Annotated in this window: 21 protein-coding genes; 15 read left to right on the forward strand and 6 right to left on the reverse strand. The window is 37.9% G+C overall.

Annotation, left to right across the window (positions count from 1 at the left end; genetic code table 11):
* Nucleotides 1-78: 78 nt before the first annotated feature.
* Nucleotides 79-615: a hypothetical protein gene (locus ACH6EI_RS07695; protein WP_028414571.1), complete on the forward strand. Its 537-nt coding sequence runs from the start codon at nucleotides 79-81 to the stop codon at nucleotides 613-615.
* Nucleotides 616-722: 107 nt separating this feature from the next.
* Here the strand turns inward: ACH6EI_RS07695 and ACH6EI_RS07700 are convergent, their stop codons facing one another.
* Nucleotides 723-941 (reverse strand): hypothetical protein, encoded by a 219-nt coding sequence (locus ACH6EI_RS07700; RefSeq protein ID WP_028414570.1) that lies wholly within the window; start codon nucleotides 939-941, stop codon nucleotides 723-725.
* A 158-nt stretch (nucleotides 942-1,099) separates the two neighbouring features.
* On the opposite strand from ACH6EI_RS07700, the gene ACH6EI_RS07705 reads away from it, so the two are divergent.
* From ACH6EI_RS07705 to ACH6EI_RS07755, 11 genes are all read left to right on the forward strand, one after another.
* A complete protein-coding gene (locus ACH6EI_RS07705; protein ID WP_028409369.1) occupies nucleotides 1,100-1,417 on the forward strand; it encodes a hypothetical protein in 318 nt (105 codons plus the stop codon).
* Nucleotides 1,418-1,760: 343 nt separating this feature from the next.
* Nucleotides 1,761-2,120 (forward strand): sulfurtransferase, encoded by a 360-nt coding sequence (locus tag ACH6EI_RS07710; protein ID WP_099000403.1) that lies wholly within the window; start codon nucleotides 1,761-1,763, stop codon nucleotides 2,118-2,120.
* Nucleotides 2,110-2,370: a metal-sensitive transcriptional regulator gene (locus tag ACH6EI_RS07715; protein ID WP_028414567.1), complete on the forward strand. Its 261-nt coding sequence runs from the start codon at nucleotides 2,110-2,112 to the stop codon at nucleotides 2,368-2,370. The genes ACH6EI_RS07710 and ACH6EI_RS07715 overlap by 11 nt, the downstream gene beginning before the upstream one ends.
* 91 nt (nucleotides 2,371-2,461) lie before the next feature.
* A complete protein-coding gene (locus ACH6EI_RS07720; RefSeq protein WP_028414566.1) occupies nucleotides 2,462-2,689 on the forward strand; it encodes a sulfurtransferase TusA family protein in 228 nt (75 codons plus the stop codon).
* Nucleotides 2,690-2,735: 46 nt separating this feature from the next.
* Complete coding sequence (locus ACH6EI_RS07725; RefSeq protein ID WP_013058040.1) at nucleotides 2,736-3,218, forward strand: DsrE/DsrF/DrsH-like family protein; 483 nt, start codon at nucleotides 2,736-2,738, stop codon at nucleotides 3,216-3,218.
* Nucleotides 3,219-3,245: 27 nt separating this feature from the next.
* Entirely contained in the window at nucleotides 3,246-3,602 is a 357-nt protein-coding gene (locus tag ACH6EI_RS07730; protein WP_028414565.1) for a rhodanese-like domain-containing protein, read from the forward strand.
* 22 nt (nucleotides 3,603-3,624) lie between these two features.
* Nucleotides 3,625-3,921, forward strand: a complete 297-nt coding sequence (locus ACH6EI_RS07735) for a rhodanese-like domain-containing protein (RefSeq protein ID WP_098112399.1) — start codon at nucleotides 3,625-3,627, stop codon at nucleotides 3,919-3,921.
* 55 nt (nucleotides 3,922-3,976) lie between these two features.
* Nucleotides 3,977-4,528 (forward strand): sulfurtransferase TusA family protein, encoded by a 552-nt coding sequence (locus tag ACH6EI_RS07740; protein WP_098112398.1) that lies wholly within the window; start codon nucleotides 3,977-3,979, stop codon nucleotides 4,526-4,528.
* Nucleotides 4,529-4,590: 62 nt separating this feature from the next.
* A complete protein-coding gene (locus tag ACH6EI_RS07745) occupies nucleotides 4,591-5,718 on the forward strand; it encodes an MBL fold metallo-hydrolase (RefSeq protein WP_028414562.1) in 1,128 nt (375 codons plus the stop codon).
* A 24-nt stretch (nucleotides 5,719-5,742) separates the two neighbouring features.
* On the forward strand, nucleotides 5,743-5,967 hold the full coding sequence (locus ACH6EI_RS07750) for a sulfurtransferase TusA family protein (protein WP_108674795.1): 225 nt from the start codon (nucleotides 5,743-5,745) through the stop codon (nucleotides 5,965-5,967).
* 70 nt (nucleotides 5,968-6,037) lie between these two features.
* Nucleotides 6,038-6,814: a sulfite exporter TauE/SafE family protein gene (locus ACH6EI_RS07755; RefSeq protein WP_028414560.1), complete on the forward strand. Its 777-nt coding sequence runs from the start codon at nucleotides 6,038-6,040 to the stop codon at nucleotides 6,812-6,814.
* 26 nt (nucleotides 6,815-6,840) lie between these two features.
* On the opposite strand, the gene ACH6EI_RS07760 is transcribed toward ACH6EI_RS07755, so the two are convergent.
* The 3 genes from ACH6EI_RS07760 to ACH6EI_RS07770 all read right to left on the reverse strand — a co-directional run bounded on the left by ACH6EI_RS07760 (nucleotide 6,841) and on the right by ACH6EI_RS07770 (nucleotide 7,979).
* Nucleotides 6,841-7,017 (reverse strand): hypothetical protein, encoded by a 177-nt coding sequence (locus tag ACH6EI_RS07760; RefSeq protein WP_165573543.1) that lies wholly within the window; start codon nucleotides 7,015-7,017, stop codon nucleotides 6,841-6,843.
* 95 nt (nucleotides 7,018-7,112) lie between these two features.
* Nucleotides 7,113-7,652: a DUF2812 domain-containing protein gene (locus ACH6EI_RS07765; RefSeq protein ID WP_028414559.1), complete on the reverse strand. Its 540-nt coding sequence runs from the start codon at nucleotides 7,650-7,652 to the stop codon at nucleotides 7,113-7,115.
* On the reverse strand, nucleotides 7,653-7,979 hold the full coding sequence (locus tag ACH6EI_RS07770; protein WP_028414558.1) for a PadR family transcriptional regulator: 327 nt from the start codon (nucleotides 7,977-7,979) through the stop codon (nucleotides 7,653-7,655).
* Between the two features lie 519 nt (nucleotides 7,980-8,498).
* Here ACH6EI_RS07770 and ACH6EI_RS07775 point away from each other — a divergent pair.
* From ACH6EI_RS07775 to ACH6EI_RS07785, 3 genes are all read left to right on the forward strand, one after another.
* A complete protein-coding gene (locus tag ACH6EI_RS07775) occupies nucleotides 8,499-9,701 on the forward strand; it encodes an aminotransferase-like domain-containing protein (RefSeq protein ID WP_099331166.1) in 1,203 nt (400 codons plus the stop codon).
* A 5-nt stretch (nucleotides 9,702-9,706) separates the two neighbouring features.
* Nucleotides 9,707-10,309, forward strand: a complete 603-nt coding sequence (locus tag ACH6EI_RS07780) for a dienelactone hydrolase family protein (protein WP_099331165.1) — start codon at nucleotides 9,707-9,709, stop codon at nucleotides 10,307-10,309.
* Nucleotides 10,310-10,416: 107 nt separating this feature from the next.
* Entirely contained in the window at nucleotides 10,417-11,031 is a 615-nt protein-coding gene (locus tag ACH6EI_RS07785) for a GNAT family N-acetyltransferase (protein ID WP_099331164.1), read from the forward strand.
* A 48-nt stretch (nucleotides 11,032-11,079) separates the two neighbouring features.
* Here ACH6EI_RS07785 and ACH6EI_RS07790 read toward each other — a convergent pair whose 3' ends face one another.
* Both ACH6EI_RS07790 and ACH6EI_RS07795 read right to left on the reverse strand, forming a co-directional pair.
* Nucleotides 11,080-13,023 carry an ABC transporter permease gene (locus ACH6EI_RS07790; protein ID WP_099331163.1) on the reverse strand — a complete coding sequence of 648 codons (1,944 nt, stop codon included), beginning with the start codon at nucleotides 13,021-13,023 and terminating at the stop codon, nucleotides 11,080-11,082.
* The gene (locus tag ACH6EI_RS07795) at nucleotides 13,013-13,774 is read right to left on the reverse strand and encodes an ABC transporter ATP-binding protein (RefSeq protein ID WP_098112392.1); all 762 of its coding nucleotides are present in this window, start codon (nucleotides 13,772-13,774) and stop codon (nucleotides 13,013-13,015) included. Before ACH6EI_RS07795 ends, ACH6EI_RS07790 begins: the two co-directional genes overlap by 11 nt.
* Nucleotides 13,775-13,799: the final 25 nt, after the last annotated feature.

Consider the following 13,799-nt stretch of genomic DNA (forward strand, 5'->3'; position numbering starts at 1 on the left):
AAAAATTATGAGTCAAAGAACAAGCATCCAAGCATTTTTCCTGCGAATGAATAAAATAGATAGACACACAAAGAAAGGATGATTACGATTAAAAAAGATGATAAATATCATGTAGAAAGATCTTATTCTTCTAAGAAACATCACCATAGTTCTTGTCCACAAGACAAGCAAGGAAATACAAGAGACTCAGCGTTTCGTGCTCTTAACCTTACAAATCAGCCAGTATCAGCAAACACGTCTGTAAAAGTTTCCTATCAGTTTAAACAGTTTGATTTAGCAAATGAATACAATCCCGTTACGTCTGTTTTTCGCCCCAAAAAAGATGGCGTATATTCCCTTGTTGCTACAATTGGATTTCTTCCTAATGATACGACTGTCGATTATCGAGCGCGCGTAGAAATTCGTGTCAACGGCACGGCGGTTATCGCAATTGATAACGATTTCTTTGGTGGAAACACTGTGTTTGTTAATGCGGTATCTGTCTCTACTATTTATAATTTAGAAAAAGGAGACCGAGTTGAAGTCTTCGCAGAAAGTAATGTTGACGGCACAATTGTCACAACAGAAAATGTGTCGCATTTCGAAGCAGCAAGATTTCCATCTCCTTCCGAATAAAGAGCTATATGCATCTTTTGGTGTAAAGAAGTCGAAAAAAACAAGTTTAATACAAGCTGACAAAGGAAGCAGACTTCTCATAAGAAATCTGCTTCTTTTGCTTATATTCATTTAAACGTTTCTTTTAGATTTTTCTCAGCTTTTTTCATAGGAAGGTAAAGGAATACGTGTAAAGAAAGACCAATCACGGCAGTAATATTAGCAATAAGGCTAATAATAAAAAATATCCATTCTATACTTCCAGATAAGTTTATGCTTCCGCTTATAAGAGAAGAGCTTACTCCTATAAGTAAGATAGCCATTAATAAAGGTAAGTTTTTAACCAACTGAAATCCTCCTGGATGTTTTATATTGATATTACCATATAAAAACAAAAGTGTTATGTAATTCATAATTAATCAAACGCCTATATATTTTAAAATAGATAAGCTCTAAATCCTAAAAAGAACATATGATGTGGCAAAGGAAAAGGAGTTGAAGAAACATGCATCAAGGACAGCAACATTATATTCCATGGGAACAATGGCATCACCAGCATCCTCAAGGCACGTGGAATCAATGGCATCAGCAACATCCTCATGTCCCTTGGGAGCAGTGGCACAAACAGTATCCGCACGGCACATGGAATCAATGGCATCAACAACATCCATACACACCATGGAATCAGTGGCATCAGCAGTATCCGCACGGTACGTGGAATCAGTGGCATCAGCAAAATCCATATGTGCCATGGAATCAGTGGCACCAGCAGCATCCACACAGTTCATGGAATCAATGGCATAATATTTATCATCAAAGCTAATCAGCTTTTTACCATAAAAGGTCCGGTTCTCCTTAGGAACTGGACCTTTTGTGTGTAGACGTGAATGACGCAGTAAGCTTATTTTCTAGTAATTTATATGAGCCCAGGTGATGAATGAAAACGGAAAAGTATGTTTGATCTATAGGGTAGGGGGTACACACAATAAAGCAGGTTAAAGAAAACATTCATAATTCCTAAACTGTATAAAGTGGATTGGCTCGTGTGAAAGGATCCATGTAAACAAGCAAAATTAAATATAATTTTCTCGCTTGACAATATACCTGCAGGGGTATAATATAGAGCGTGTAAACAACATCAATTCAATAGCAAGGCGGTGATTGTTATGCTTTATATAGCAGTGTTATTGCTTGCTATTTCATTTATTGCATACAGACGTTATTATCCTGTTAAAGGAATACAGTGCATACGGGAATCTGAAGCAAAAGAACTTGGGCGAACGGTTTTAGATATTCGCCATTATCATGAAGTTCGCGATTCTATTGGTACAGTTATTCCGTATGCGTATCTCAAACGCTTTTATTCAGAAATTCCACAGGGCAGCGTTCATCTGATTGCCGGAGATAGAGTGGAGTTAAATTTAGGCGTACGGTTCTTACGAAAAAAAGGTTTTGAAGTACGCAGCTATGAGTTAGCAGCGTGTAAAAGTAAAGGAAAGAAAGGGGTATTCGATTATGGAGTATAACCAACAAGTGAAAAATCGGCTGCGCCGAATTGAAGGGCAGTTAAAAGGCGTGCTTAGCATGATGGAACAAGGAAAAGACTGCCGAGACGTCGTGACTCAATTATCTGCTGCAAGAAGTGCCATTGATCGCACAATGGGAGTTATTGTGAGCAGAAATCTTGAACAGTGCGTCAGAGAAAGCCTTCAGCAAGGAGAGCCAACGGAAGGGTTAGTGAAAGAAGCTGTACAGCTGTTAGTGAAAAGTCGTTAATCGTTGTCACCTTATTTAAGGTTGACGAATATCATTATTTAGTATAATATACCCTTACAGGTATATGTATATAAAAGGAGAGATAAACACTATGAAAATTGATCAAGTTTTAGATGCAAAAGGATTAGCGTGTCCAATGCCAATCGTCAAAACAAAAAAGGCAATGGATACTTTAACAACAGGCCAAGTATTAGAAGTGCAAACGACAGATAAAGGTGCTAAAAGTGATCTAACAGCTTGGGCAAAATCAACAGGACACGAGCTTATTGATTTTAAAGAAGAAGGAAGCACATTTATCTTTTACATTCAAAAGAGCTAATTTTTTTAAATTCAAATATACCCCATAGGGTAATAGGAGGAGCAACATGACTGAGCAAAAGAAACGAACAACAATTGTATTATTTAGCGGTGATTATGACAAAGCGATGGCAGCTTATATTATTGCTAACGGAGCGGCTGCTTATGACCATGAAGTGACGATATTCCATACGTTTTGGGGATTGAATGCGCTTCGTAAAGAAGAAATGGTGCCGGTGAAAAAAGGATTTTTAGAAAAGATGTTTGGCAAAATGATGCCGCGCGGTGCGGATAAAATGGGCTTATCTAAAATGAACTTTGCAGGTATGGGACCTAAAATGATTAAAAATGTCATGAAAAAGCATAATGCCCTAACGCTGCCGCAGCTTATCGAAATGGCACAGGAACAAGATGTGAAGCTAGTGGCTTGTACGATGACGATGGATCTTCTAGGGTTACAGGAAAAAGAATTGCTAGATAATATTGAATATGCAGGCGTAGCGGCGTATTTAGCCGACGCAGAAGACGGAAACGTAAACTTATTTATCTAAAAGATAGCTCATGAAGTGAGGGTCAATATGATTATTAATGCGCTTATTATCGTCTTTCTGCTGTGGTTTTTGTATCAGCGTTTTGCAACAGTAAAAGGTATTCAGCAAATAGCCACAACGGAGTTAAAAGCAAAGTTAAAAAATAAAGATAACCAGTTTATCGATGTGCGAACACCACATGAATTTCGTACCAAACATATTAAAGGGTTTCGAAACATTCCTTTATCAGAATTGCCAGCGCAAACAGGTCAGCTTTCAAAAGACAGAGAAGTAGTCGTTATTTGTCAAAGCGGAATGAGAAGTATGAAAGCAAGTAAGCTGTTGAAAAAGCAAGGTTTTATAGCCATTACCAACGTTAAAGGCGGCATGAATACGTGGAGATAAATCAAGAAGGAGGAGACGCAGAGTGAAGACAATAGCAGCACAAGAAGTAGAACAATTAGTACAGAACCAAAAACAAATTCACATTTTAGACGTGCGTGAAGTAGAGGAAGTAAAAACAGGTAAAATACCAAATGCGTTAAATATTCCGCTTCCTTTATTGGAATTCCGTATGCATGAGTTAGATAAAGCAAAGAATTATATTGTTGTCTGTCGTTCTGGTGGCAGAAGCGGAATGGCAGCTCGTTTTCTTGAGCAGCAAGGCTACAGTGTAACGAATATGACCGGCGGCATGATGGAGTGGAAAGGGGAAACGGTCTAATTTTTTTAGATAAAAATATACCCCTACTAGTATTTAAACCAAGGAGGAAAAAGAAATGATGCAAGCAAACTTCATATTAGATGCAAAAGGGTTAGCATGTCCAATGCCAATCGTAAAAACAAAGAAGAAAATGAATGAATTAGAAGCAGGTCAAGTGCTAGAAATTCAAGCAACGGATAAAGGCTCTACGGCTGACTTACAAGCGTGGGCAAAAAGCACAGGTCATGAGTATTTAGGTACCGAGGCAGCAGGTGACGTTCTTCACCACTTTCTTCGTAAAGGCGGAGCTGAAGAAAACGTAACGCCAATTCCTGAAATTTCATTAGAAGAATTTGCGAAAAAAGTAGAAAATGATAAACATCTTCATATTTTAGACGTTCGTGAAGTAGAAGAATACGATAAAGCTCATATTCCAGGCGTAGTTCATATTCCGCTTGGTGAAGTAGAAAAACGTTTCAATGAGTTAAATAAAGAAGATGAAATTTATATTATTTGCCACTCTGGAAGACGAAGTGAAATGGCAGGACAAACAATGAAAAAGCAAGGATTTAAACATTTAATTAACGTGGTTCCTGGTATGCGTGACTGGACGGGTAAAGTAGAATAATCAATTGAGCATAGCGAATTAAAAAATTTTGATAGTTTATATACCTAAGGAGGTATTTTAATATGACAGTACATGTACTTACTGCAAAAGAAGTTACATCTAAAATTATCAATAAAGAACCGCTATTTATCTTAGACGTTCGTAACGAAAGTGATTTTAGCGATTGGAAAATTGAAGGTCATCAATTTCAGCATTTAAATGTTCCATACTTCGATCTTTTAGACGGAGTAGAAGAAATCTTAGAAAAAATCCCTTCTGATAAAGAAGTATTAGTTGTCTGTGCTAAAGAAGGTTCATCCGTGATGGTAGCTGACATGCTTTCAGAAGCGGGACTTACCGTATCGTACCTTAAAGGCGGTATGAAAGCGTGGAGTGAATATTTAGAGCCTGTTAAAGTTGGAGATTTAAAAGACGGCGGAGAAATTTATCAGTTTGTTCGTATCGGTAAAGGATGCTTATCTTATATGATTGTATCAAACGGTGAAGCGGCTATTATTGATGCGACGCGTATGGCAGATGTGTACATCAACTTTGCCAAAGAACTTGGCGTCACTGTTAAGCATGTGTTTGATACGCACCTTCATGCAGATCACATTTCAGGAGGAAGAGTTATTGCGGAAGCAACAAATGCAGCGTACTGGCTGCCTCCAAAAGATGCAGAAGAAGTGGTTTTTGACTACAAGGCTTTAGAAGAAGGCAGCGATGTCGTGATTGGTAACACAATGATTACGATTCAGCCTCTTTATTCACCGGGTCATACGATTGGATCAACTTCTTTTATCGTAGACGATCAATACTTGCTTTCAGGTGATATTTTGTTCATTGATTCAATTGGACGTCCTGATTTAGCTGGTATGGCTGAAGACTGGGTAGGCGATCTGCGCGAGACGCTTTATACACGCTATAAAGCATTATCAGATGAGTTAATCGTATTACCAGCTCACTTTATGATTATTGATGAGCTAAATGACAACGGCAGCGTAGCTGAAAAGTTAGGTACGTTGTTTGCAAAAAATCATGGATTAAATATTGAAAACGAAGCAGAGTTCAGACACTTAGTAACAGATAATTTACCGCCGCAGCCGAATGCGTATCAAGAAATTCGTGAAACCAACATGGGAAAAGTAATCCCAGATGAAGAAAAACAGCGTGAAATGGAAATTGGACCAAACCGCTGTGCGATTCGCTAAAACCTAAACAAAGGAGAGAGAGAAATGGAATCAAATAAAGTACTAGATGCAAAAGGGCTGGCATGTCCAATGCCGATTGTTAAAACAAAAAAAGCAATGAATGAACTAGAACCAGGTCAAGTGTTAGAAATTCACGCAACGGATAAAGGAGCGAAAAATGACCTTACAGCTTGGGCAAAATCTGGCGGTCATGAGCTTCTTCAGACAGAAGAAGGCGACGTTCTTAAATTTTGGATTAAAAAAGGATAAGAAATAATGGATGAAAAGGGTATCTCTTGTAAAAGGTACCCTTTCCTTATATGAAACGGAGCGACTATAGATGGATCTTACGTTTATCATCACGCTTTTTCTTATTGGATTTATTGGGTCGTTTATTTCCGGTATGGTCGGTATTGGCGGGTCTGTTATTAATTATCCGATGCTGTTATATATTCCCCCAGTAGTAGGAGTAGGAGCACTAACGGCTCATCAAGTCTCAGGTGCAGGAGCCATTCAAGTGTTCTTTGCGACAATAGGCGGCGTATGGGCATATCGAAAAAGTGGATTTTTAAATAAATCATTAATTTTATATATGGGCAGCAATATTCTAATCGGAAGCATGCTTGGAAGCTACAGCTCACATTATATGAATGAACAAGGGTTAAATGTTGTATATGGAGTTTTAGCTCTTATTGCGGTTGTTATGATGTTTATTCCAAAGAAAAATGTAGATGAGATAAAAGAAGGCGAACTTCAATTCAATAAAGGATTAGCTTCTATTTTATCACTGCTTATCGGAGCCGTAGCAGGAGTGTTAGGAGCAGGAGGAGCCTTTATTTTAGTTCCTGTGATGCTTGTGGTGCTTAAAATTCCAACTCGAATAACCATCGCAACTTCACTAGCCGTTACCTTTATTTCTTCCATTGGTTCAACGGTTGGAAAGCTGGTGACCCATCAAGTCCCATTTATACCGGCACTTATTTTAGTTGCGGCAAGTTTAATTGCCTCTCCAGTCGGTGCAAAAGTTGGTCAGAAAATGAATACAAAAGTGCTTCAGTGGATCCTTGCCGGTTTGATTCTAGCAACGGCAATTAAGATTTGGTGGGGGCTACTATAAAAAGCTATGGATTCCCATAGCTTTTTTTATAGCACTTCATCACTTTCCACATACGTTTCAAGCGCAGGATGAAATTCTTTTTGATAGTGGTTAGACGGACACACTTTCACAACAGTAGCGTGAAGTGCGTTAGATTTTGATGTATTTAACACTTGCTTGCATTTTGGGCATCGTTCATTAAACAGAAAATGAAGCCATTTCACTTTTCATCACTCCTGTACTAAAACCTTTAAATCTTATCGAGTTAATAAGGATTATAACGAGTTTTATACGGCAGGTCAATGAAAAGGGAATCTCTTTAGATGTTACTAAGCTTTTTTAGCTTACGCTGATACGCAAGGTAAGGAAGTCCTGGAAATACTAAAATTACTGTTGAAATCGCTAATAAAATCTCGCTTATTGTACCTACTGCTTCCGGAAGCCAGCCGTATAAGCTCATAACGTCAAAAAGCAGCAGAAACACCATCGCGACAAGAATAGATAGAGCTGCTTTTCCTACAGAACGCTTTTCTCGTTCGTATCTGTCAATGATCGTTTCTACATCGGAATAAATAGGTTTTGTTCCCGGAGATGCGCTGAAAATATGCATAGCATGACCTGTTGAACAAACGTGCTGCCATCCGGCTTCTTTAAAAAGCAAAAAATATTCATCATCTGCATGTTCTTGAAAATCTAGTGAATATTGAAGCTCTTGAGCCTTTCCTTTTTTTAATGTATATCCAAAAAGAGCCCAACGGTCTAAAAGCCAGCCTTTTTTTGCATAGTCGCTGAGCTTTTGTAAATCTTCTTTTTCGGCAAAAGCAGTCCCGCCGCTCAGTATGTATTTTGTCTTTTTCATTTATAAACCTCCTAAAATATCTTCAGCGTGCTTAATCATTTCTTTGCGACGCTGAATTTCTTTTTTTAAAAACTGAATTCCTTTTTCTGTTGCAACATACGTTTTCTTTTTGTCTTTGCTTTCGCCATAAAGCATGATTAACTCAGCTGCAAGAAGTTTTTTAATTGTAGTGTACATAGATGCAGGTCCAATCGAAAACTGTTGATTGGTCATATCTTCAATGGTTTTCATGATAAGATACCCGTGTTTTGCTTCTATGAGGGACACTAAGATGTAGTAAGACGTGTCGGTAAGTTCCCCCGTCTCTAATGAATCGTTTCGCGGCATATTCAACCTCCTTATATCATTAAACGATATATCGTTAATTAATATATATCATTTAATGATATAAATAGTCAATAGAAAATGTTAAATTTTAGGTCTATAATTGCGCCATGAACTTCTTTGACACATATATAAAAGGAATGATTTTGAAGAATCGTTTAGTGAGATAAATATATTTGTATAAAAAATTAAGAATTTGTAGAATTTATTGTTTATTTATTTGAATTTTATGTTATCCTTTTTAACATACATTAAATATAAGGCCATATTTATCGTACGACCTTTGAATTGTATTACAGATAGGGAATAAGAAAAATATATATTGAAAGGAGAAAGGGAGAGTCAGAGAGGACGCACATGCTAGTTGTCTGTTAAAAAGGCATCTTGCAAGCTGTAAAAGCTGCATAATCTCATGAATAGAAGCATCCGTCTTAATTTTTCTGACTATTCGAATAATTAATTTTGCCATTGAAAGTTTGAGTCACTGCAAAAGTTTAAAATCTAAAAAAGGAATGATCATCAATGAAAGATAAATTTGCCCAACGAGCTAGTCTTGTAAAATCCTCTGAAACGCGCGAAATTTTAAAAGTAACGGAACGACCAGAAGTGATTTCGTTTGCAGGAGGACTTCCAGCGCCGGAGCTATTTCCCGTTGAAGCAATGAACGATGCGTGCCGCGCCGTATTAAATGAAGACGGAGCCGCTTCGCTCCAATATAGTACAACTGAAGGGTATATTCCTTTACGAGAAGCCATTTCGACACGAATGAAGCATATTGGCATCGAGTCCACTGTTTCGAACATTTTAATTACGTCCGGATCTCAGCAGGCAATCGATCTTACAGGAAGACTGTTTCTTAATGACGGAGACGTGGTAATCTGTGAAAGTCCAACGTACCTAGCAGCCATTAACGTCTTCAAATCTTACAATGCAACGTTTGTAGAAGTAGATATGGACGAAGACGGAATGATTATGGAAGAGCTGGAGAAAAAACTTCAAGAAAATCCGAATGCTAAATTTATCTATACAATTCCAGATTTTCAAAACCCTACAGGACGCACCTTAACGCGAGAAAGACGTCAGCGAATGATCGAGCTTGCGAATGCATACGACGTGCTGATTGTAGAAGACAATCCATACGGAGGCGTACGATTTGCAGGAGAAACCCTTCCGCCCGTTAAGCATTTTGATACAGAAGGCAGAGTTATTTATATCAGCACATTTTCTAAAATTTTTGCACCAGGTCTTCGAATCGGCTGGGTGTGCGCGGACGAAGCTTTCATTGACAAGTACGTGGCGTTTAAGCAAGTGGCTGACTTACATACCGACAGCTTTGCTCAGCGCGTAACGGCTAAGTACATGGAACTTTACGATATCGAAGAGCACATTCAAAAAATCAAAGCCGTATACAAAGAGCGATGTACGCAAATGTTATCGTGCATTGAAGAATTTTTCCCCGAGAATTTGTCTTACAGTAAGCCAGAAGGCGGATTGTTTATTTGGGTGGAACTGCCCCAAGGAATCGATTCAGCACATATCTTTTCAGAATGTCTAAAAAATAACGTAGCCTGTGTTCCGGGAACACCATTCTTTCCAAATGGCACAAGAAACAACGCGCTGCGCTTGAATTATTCCAATATGTCTGCGGAGCAAATCGTAGAAGGCATGAAGCGCATGGGAGACGTATTGCACCGTGAACTGACAAGGGAAACGACTGTTTTATAAAAGAAATGAAAAAATCAAATAAAGCGATTTTATTGATTCATGAAATATACGGTGTGAACGATCATATGAAGTTTATGAAAGAGAAATTGTCTAAGTTAGAGGCAGATATTATCTGTCCTAACTTATTATCTAAAGACGTTCCTTATCGTTATGAAGAAGAGGACATGGCTTATCAAAACTTTGTTCAAAACATCGGTATTGATGAGGGTTCAAGACAAATCAATAACATGTTAATTCAGCTAAAGCAAGAATATGAAGAAGTAGGGGTCATAGGATTTAGTGTAGGAGCCACAATATCGTGGCTATGCAGTGAAAACAATTTGTGTGACTTCGTGATTGGCTGTTACGGATCGCGCATTAGAGACTATATAAATAGACGTCCTGTGTGTCCAACTCTTCTTATTTTTCCCGCTGAAGAGCAAACATTTGATGTAGACTGTTTAATAAACTCACTAGAGCAAAAAAGAGAGCCGCTTTTGGAAATCAAAAAGTTTTATGGATTTCATGGGTTTATGAATCCTTTTTCACAAACCTTTAATAAAGAATCAGCGGACGAAGCCTTCCAAACAGTAAGTGACTTTCTCGAAAAGCACTTAGCTGATCACTAGCTATACACGCTGAAAGTGATACCTTACAATAAGCAGAAACTGACCCTTTTTCAGTACGTATACCTGTATTAACATTTTCTTTAAACGTATCAAAAAGGAGTGAGGTTATGCTAAAGTCAGGTGAGCTTGTAGGAACAGCGGTAAAGCTAGTGCCGCTTGAAAAAATGCATGAGCAAGGACTCTATGAAGCTGCAAAACCGAAAGAAATTTGGGAGCATCTCCCGGTAAAAGTTCATCGTCTAAGTGATATGAAACGGCTGATTGAAAGTTCTTTAAAAGCAAAGCAGGAAGGAAGAGAGCTGCCTTTTGCTGTATTTGATATAGAGTCACATTCGATTGTAGGAAGCACAAGGTTTTTAGATATATCACTTCCCAACAAAAGCGTCGAAATAGGGTGGACGTGGTATCATCCGTCCGTGTGGCGCACCCGGGTTAATACGGAGTGTAAGTATTTATTATTAAAATACTGTTTTGAAGAGCTGAAGTTTCACCGCGTTCAGTTCAAAACGGATGCGCGAAACAAGCGGTCTAGAGCGGCTATTAAACGGTTAGGTGCTAAGCAAGAAGGCATTAGCAGAAAACATATGCTTTTACCAGATGGATACGTACGAGATTCGGTCATCTTCAGTATAATCGATGACGAATGGCCGTTTGTCAAAAAGCGATTAGAAAATTTTTTACATGAAGCCAGTGCGGAAAATAAAGAAAACGCCAGCAATTAATGGCATTTAAAGATAAAAAGCACAAGCTATAGCTTGTGCTTTTTATTTTTAGAGAGCTTGTTTAATAATTTTTTTATAGTAAAGAACAGATAAAATACCAAAAGTAGAGTACAGCGCCGTATAGACAATCATGACGATAATCATGGGTGTCCAAACCTCTGTTCCAAACCAGAACCAGCCGGATTGTACGGCAAAATAGCTGTGAAGCAAGCCTACGATTAACGGAATGCCGAAATTAAAAAGCTGCTTTATTTTTATGCCTTTTAGTAAATCATTTTCAGTGAAGCCGAGTTTTCTAAGAATCGTATAGTTCGGCTTTTCATCTTCACTTTCGTCCATTTGTTTAAAGTAAAGAATGCACCCTGACGTGATTAAAAAGGCCAGTCCTAGAAAAGCGACAATGAACATAATTAGACCCATAGTCTGCTTTTGGCTTTTTACCGTTTCGATACGCGAGTCATTGAAGGTGTGATTGCCCAATTTCACTTCTTTAAAGATCTTATTTGCTTTTGGTAAGTCATTTTTTTGTGATATATCTATCCCTGTGTACACAGAAGATTCTTTTTGGACAGAAGGATTCACGTCTTTTTCTAGTTCATTAAACACAGAATCGTCTACAATCACAGTAGGCATACCGCTCGTAAAATAGGTAGATAAGAGAAATTTTCGATTTAAACCTATATACTTTTGCGGAAGGACTTTTTTCTTTCCTATTAGCTCAATTTCTCCGGAATCTTTAAATGAATTTACTCGTTGAAGCATATCATTATAGCCGGTAAACAAAGTTTCATTTTGAGCTACATTTACACCACTAACAGATTTTTCGCTAACAACTGAAAAAACCATAGCGGACGAGTCTACCATCGGGCCTTCCAAATTATTTTCTAAGATGTTTTTTACGTTTGCTTTTACCTGGATGACGTCCATCTTTTTTTCCGTATATGCTATTTTCTTTTGATCCAGCGCGGCTTTAAACGAAGCAGCGTCTTTTGTATTATTGATAGAAAAATCGTTAGGCACATAATCTTCGGCCGACTTTTCAGCAGAATAATAAGAGATGTAGCTCAAGCACAACAGACCAATAGCAAGAGCCGATACGGTTGTAATAACCGTCAGTAACAGTGCATTTGATTTCATGCGAAACATAATGGAAGAAAGAGATAATACGTCGTTAATCGACAAATAGCCTTTTTTGCTTTTCCGCATCAGATTTAATAAAAAGCGAACTGAGCCTTTATAAAACAAATAGGTTCCGATGATAACCGAAGCTAAAATAGATACCATTGCGATGGACAAAGCATTCATGCTTGTAAAAGATCCGTCAAACAATTTAGCAGAAATATAGTAGCCGGAAGCAATAAAGATCATGCCAAGAATTCCAATAATAATTTCAAGAATACTGATTTTTTTTGTTTTGCTTTCTGTTGATGACGTAACGCGGAATAGTGCTAAAATGGTCTGTCTTTTAATAAAAAGATAGTTCATCGTCATGATTAACAAATAGATGACGCCGAACACAATCAGCGTTTGAATCAAGGCTTCTTCTGAAAAGTGAAGCTTGGCAATGCCTTTTGTATCGGTGATTTTAAACAAAATCATAATGACCGCTTTTGAAAACGAAAACCCAATTAAAATGCCGACAATCAGTGAGGCAAAATACAGCATAAAATTTTCAACGGTCAAAATACGGAAAATTTTTGTTTTGGTCATGCCAATTAGCTGAAATAAGCCAATTTCTTTACTGCGTCGCTTAATAAAAATCGTATTTGCATATAATAGAAAGATAGAAACAATGGCTACAAGTAAAACAGAAGCGGCCCGAACCGCCGCGCCTCCTTTAATGGAGCCTTTGGTTGCATCAAGAGCAGGATCGTACTGAAGCGTGACAAAAGCAAAATATAAAGCTGCGCTGAAAACCAGTGCAAAAACGTACAAATAATAGTTTTTTACATTCTTTTTGAAGTTGCGGAAGACGAGCTGATTAATATTCATCTTGCACTCCGCCTAGTACACCTTGAGTTTTCATAATATCTTCAAAGAAGTCTTTTCGCGTTTGGTCGCCTTTATACAGCTGCGTATAAATTTGTCCGTCTTTTATAAAAATCACTTTACTGCAGTAGCTGGCTGCCACTGGGTCATGCGTTACCATCACAATACTTGCGCTTCTTTTATCATTAAGCTCGGTCAGTTTGTTTAATAAATCGCTGGCTGCTTTTGAGTCAAGTGCACCGGTTGGTTCGTCAGCAAAAATCATACTTGGCTCATGAATAAAGGCTCTTGCAGCAGAAGTACGCTGCTTTTGTCCGCCCGAAATTTCATTTGGATATTTATCTTTGAGCTCATAGATGCCGAGCTGTTTGGCTAGCGCGTCAAATTTTTTGTGAGCTACTGCTGAAGGAGTTTTGACAACAGAAAGAGGCAAGAGGATATTTTCTTTGACTGTCAGTGTATCGAGCAAGTTATAGTCTTGAAAAATAAAGCCTAAATGTGTTTTTCGGAAGTTTGCTAACTGCTTTTCTTTCATTCTGCTAATTTCATTTCCTTCAATTTTGATGGTTCCGCCGTTGATTTTATCAATCGAGGAAAGCACGTTCAGAAGCGTGGTTTTACCTGAGCCGGAAGCCCCCATAATTCCTACAAATTCTCCTTTCATAATGGTAATATCTACACCTTTTAATACTTCTTGTTTATTAAATTTATTTCCGTAGCTTTTATGAATATTAGTAGCTTCTAATATGTTCATATGTATTCACTCCTTTGATCTGATA

The organism is Priestia sp. JSM ZJ58 (genome assembly GCF_044383985.1).
Taxonomy (GTDB): Bacteria; Bacillota; Bacilli; order Bacillales; family Bacillaceae_H; genus Priestia; species Priestia zanthoxyli.

What these genes read in the sequence shown, in the direction of transcription:
- ACH6EI_RS07695 (WP_028414571.1), top strand. Translation starts at nt 79, where the DNA reads ATGATTACGATTAAAAAAGATGATAAATATCATGTAGAAAGATCTTAT.
- ACH6EI_RS07705 (WP_028409369.1), top strand. Translation starts at nt 1,100, where the DNA reads ATGCATCAAGGACAGCAACATTATATTCCATGGGAACAATGGCATCAC.
- ACH6EI_RS07710 (WP_099000403.1), top strand. Translation starts at nt 1,761, where the DNA reads ATGCTTTATATAGCAGTGTTATTGCTTGCTATTTCATTTATTGCATAC.
- ACH6EI_RS07715 (WP_028414567.1), top strand. Translation starts at nt 2,110, where the DNA reads ATGGAGTATAACCAACAAGTGAAAAATCGGCTGCGCCGAATTGAAGGG.
- ACH6EI_RS07720 (WP_028414566.1), top strand. Translation starts at nt 2,462, where the DNA reads ATGAAAATTGATCAAGTTTTAGATGCAAAAGGATTAGCGTGTCCAATG.
- ACH6EI_RS07725 (WP_013058040.1), top strand. Translation starts at nt 2,736, where the DNA reads ATGACTGAGCAAAAGAAACGAACAACAATTGTATTATTTAGCGGTGAT.
- ACH6EI_RS07730 (WP_028414565.1), top strand. Translation starts at nt 3,246, where the DNA reads ATGATTATTAATGCGCTTATTATCGTCTTTCTGCTGTGGTTTTTGTAT.
- ACH6EI_RS07740 (WP_098112398.1), top strand. Translation starts at nt 3,977, where the DNA reads ATGATGCAAGCAAACTTCATATTAGATGCAAAAGGGTTAGCATGTCCA.
- ACH6EI_RS07745 (WP_028414562.1), top strand. Translation starts at nt 4,591, where the DNA reads ATGACAGTACATGTACTTACTGCAAAAGAAGTTACATCTAAAATTATC.
- ACH6EI_RS07750 (WP_108674795.1), top strand. Translation starts at nt 5,743, where the DNA reads ATGGAATCAAATAAAGTACTAGATGCAAAAGGGCTGGCATGTCCAATG.
- ACH6EI_RS07755 (WP_028414560.1), top strand. Translation starts at nt 6,038, where the DNA reads ATGGATCTTACGTTTATCATCACGCTTTTTCTTATTGGATTTATTGGG.
- ACH6EI_RS07765 (WP_028414559.1), bottom strand. Translation starts at nt 7,652, where the DNA reads ATGAAAAAGACAAAATACATACTGAGCGGCGGGACTGCTTTTGCCGAA.
- ACH6EI_RS07770 (WP_028414558.1), bottom strand. Translation starts at nt 7,979, where the DNA reads ATGCCGCGAAACGATTCATTAGAGACGGGGGAACTTACCGACACGTCT.
- ACH6EI_RS07775 (WP_099331166.1), top strand. Translation starts at nt 8,499, where the DNA reads ATGAAAGATAAATTTGCCCAACGAGCTAGTCTTGTAAAATCCTCTGAA.
- ACH6EI_RS07780 (WP_099331165.1), top strand. Translation starts at nt 9,707, where the DNA reads ATGAAAAAATCAAATAAAGCGATTTTATTGATTCATGAAATATACGGT.
- ACH6EI_RS07785 (WP_099331164.1), top strand. Translation starts at nt 10,417, where the DNA reads ATGCTAAAGTCAGGTGAGCTTGTAGGAACAGCGGTAAAGCTAGTGCCG.
- ACH6EI_RS07790 (WP_099331163.1), bottom strand. Translation starts at nt 13,023, where the DNA reads ATGAATATTAATCAGCTCGTCTTCCGCAACTTCAAAAAGAATGTAAAA.
- ACH6EI_RS07795 (WP_098112392.1), bottom strand. Translation starts at nt 13,774, where the DNA reads ATGAACATATTAGAAGCTACTAATATTCATAAAAGCTACGGAAATAAA.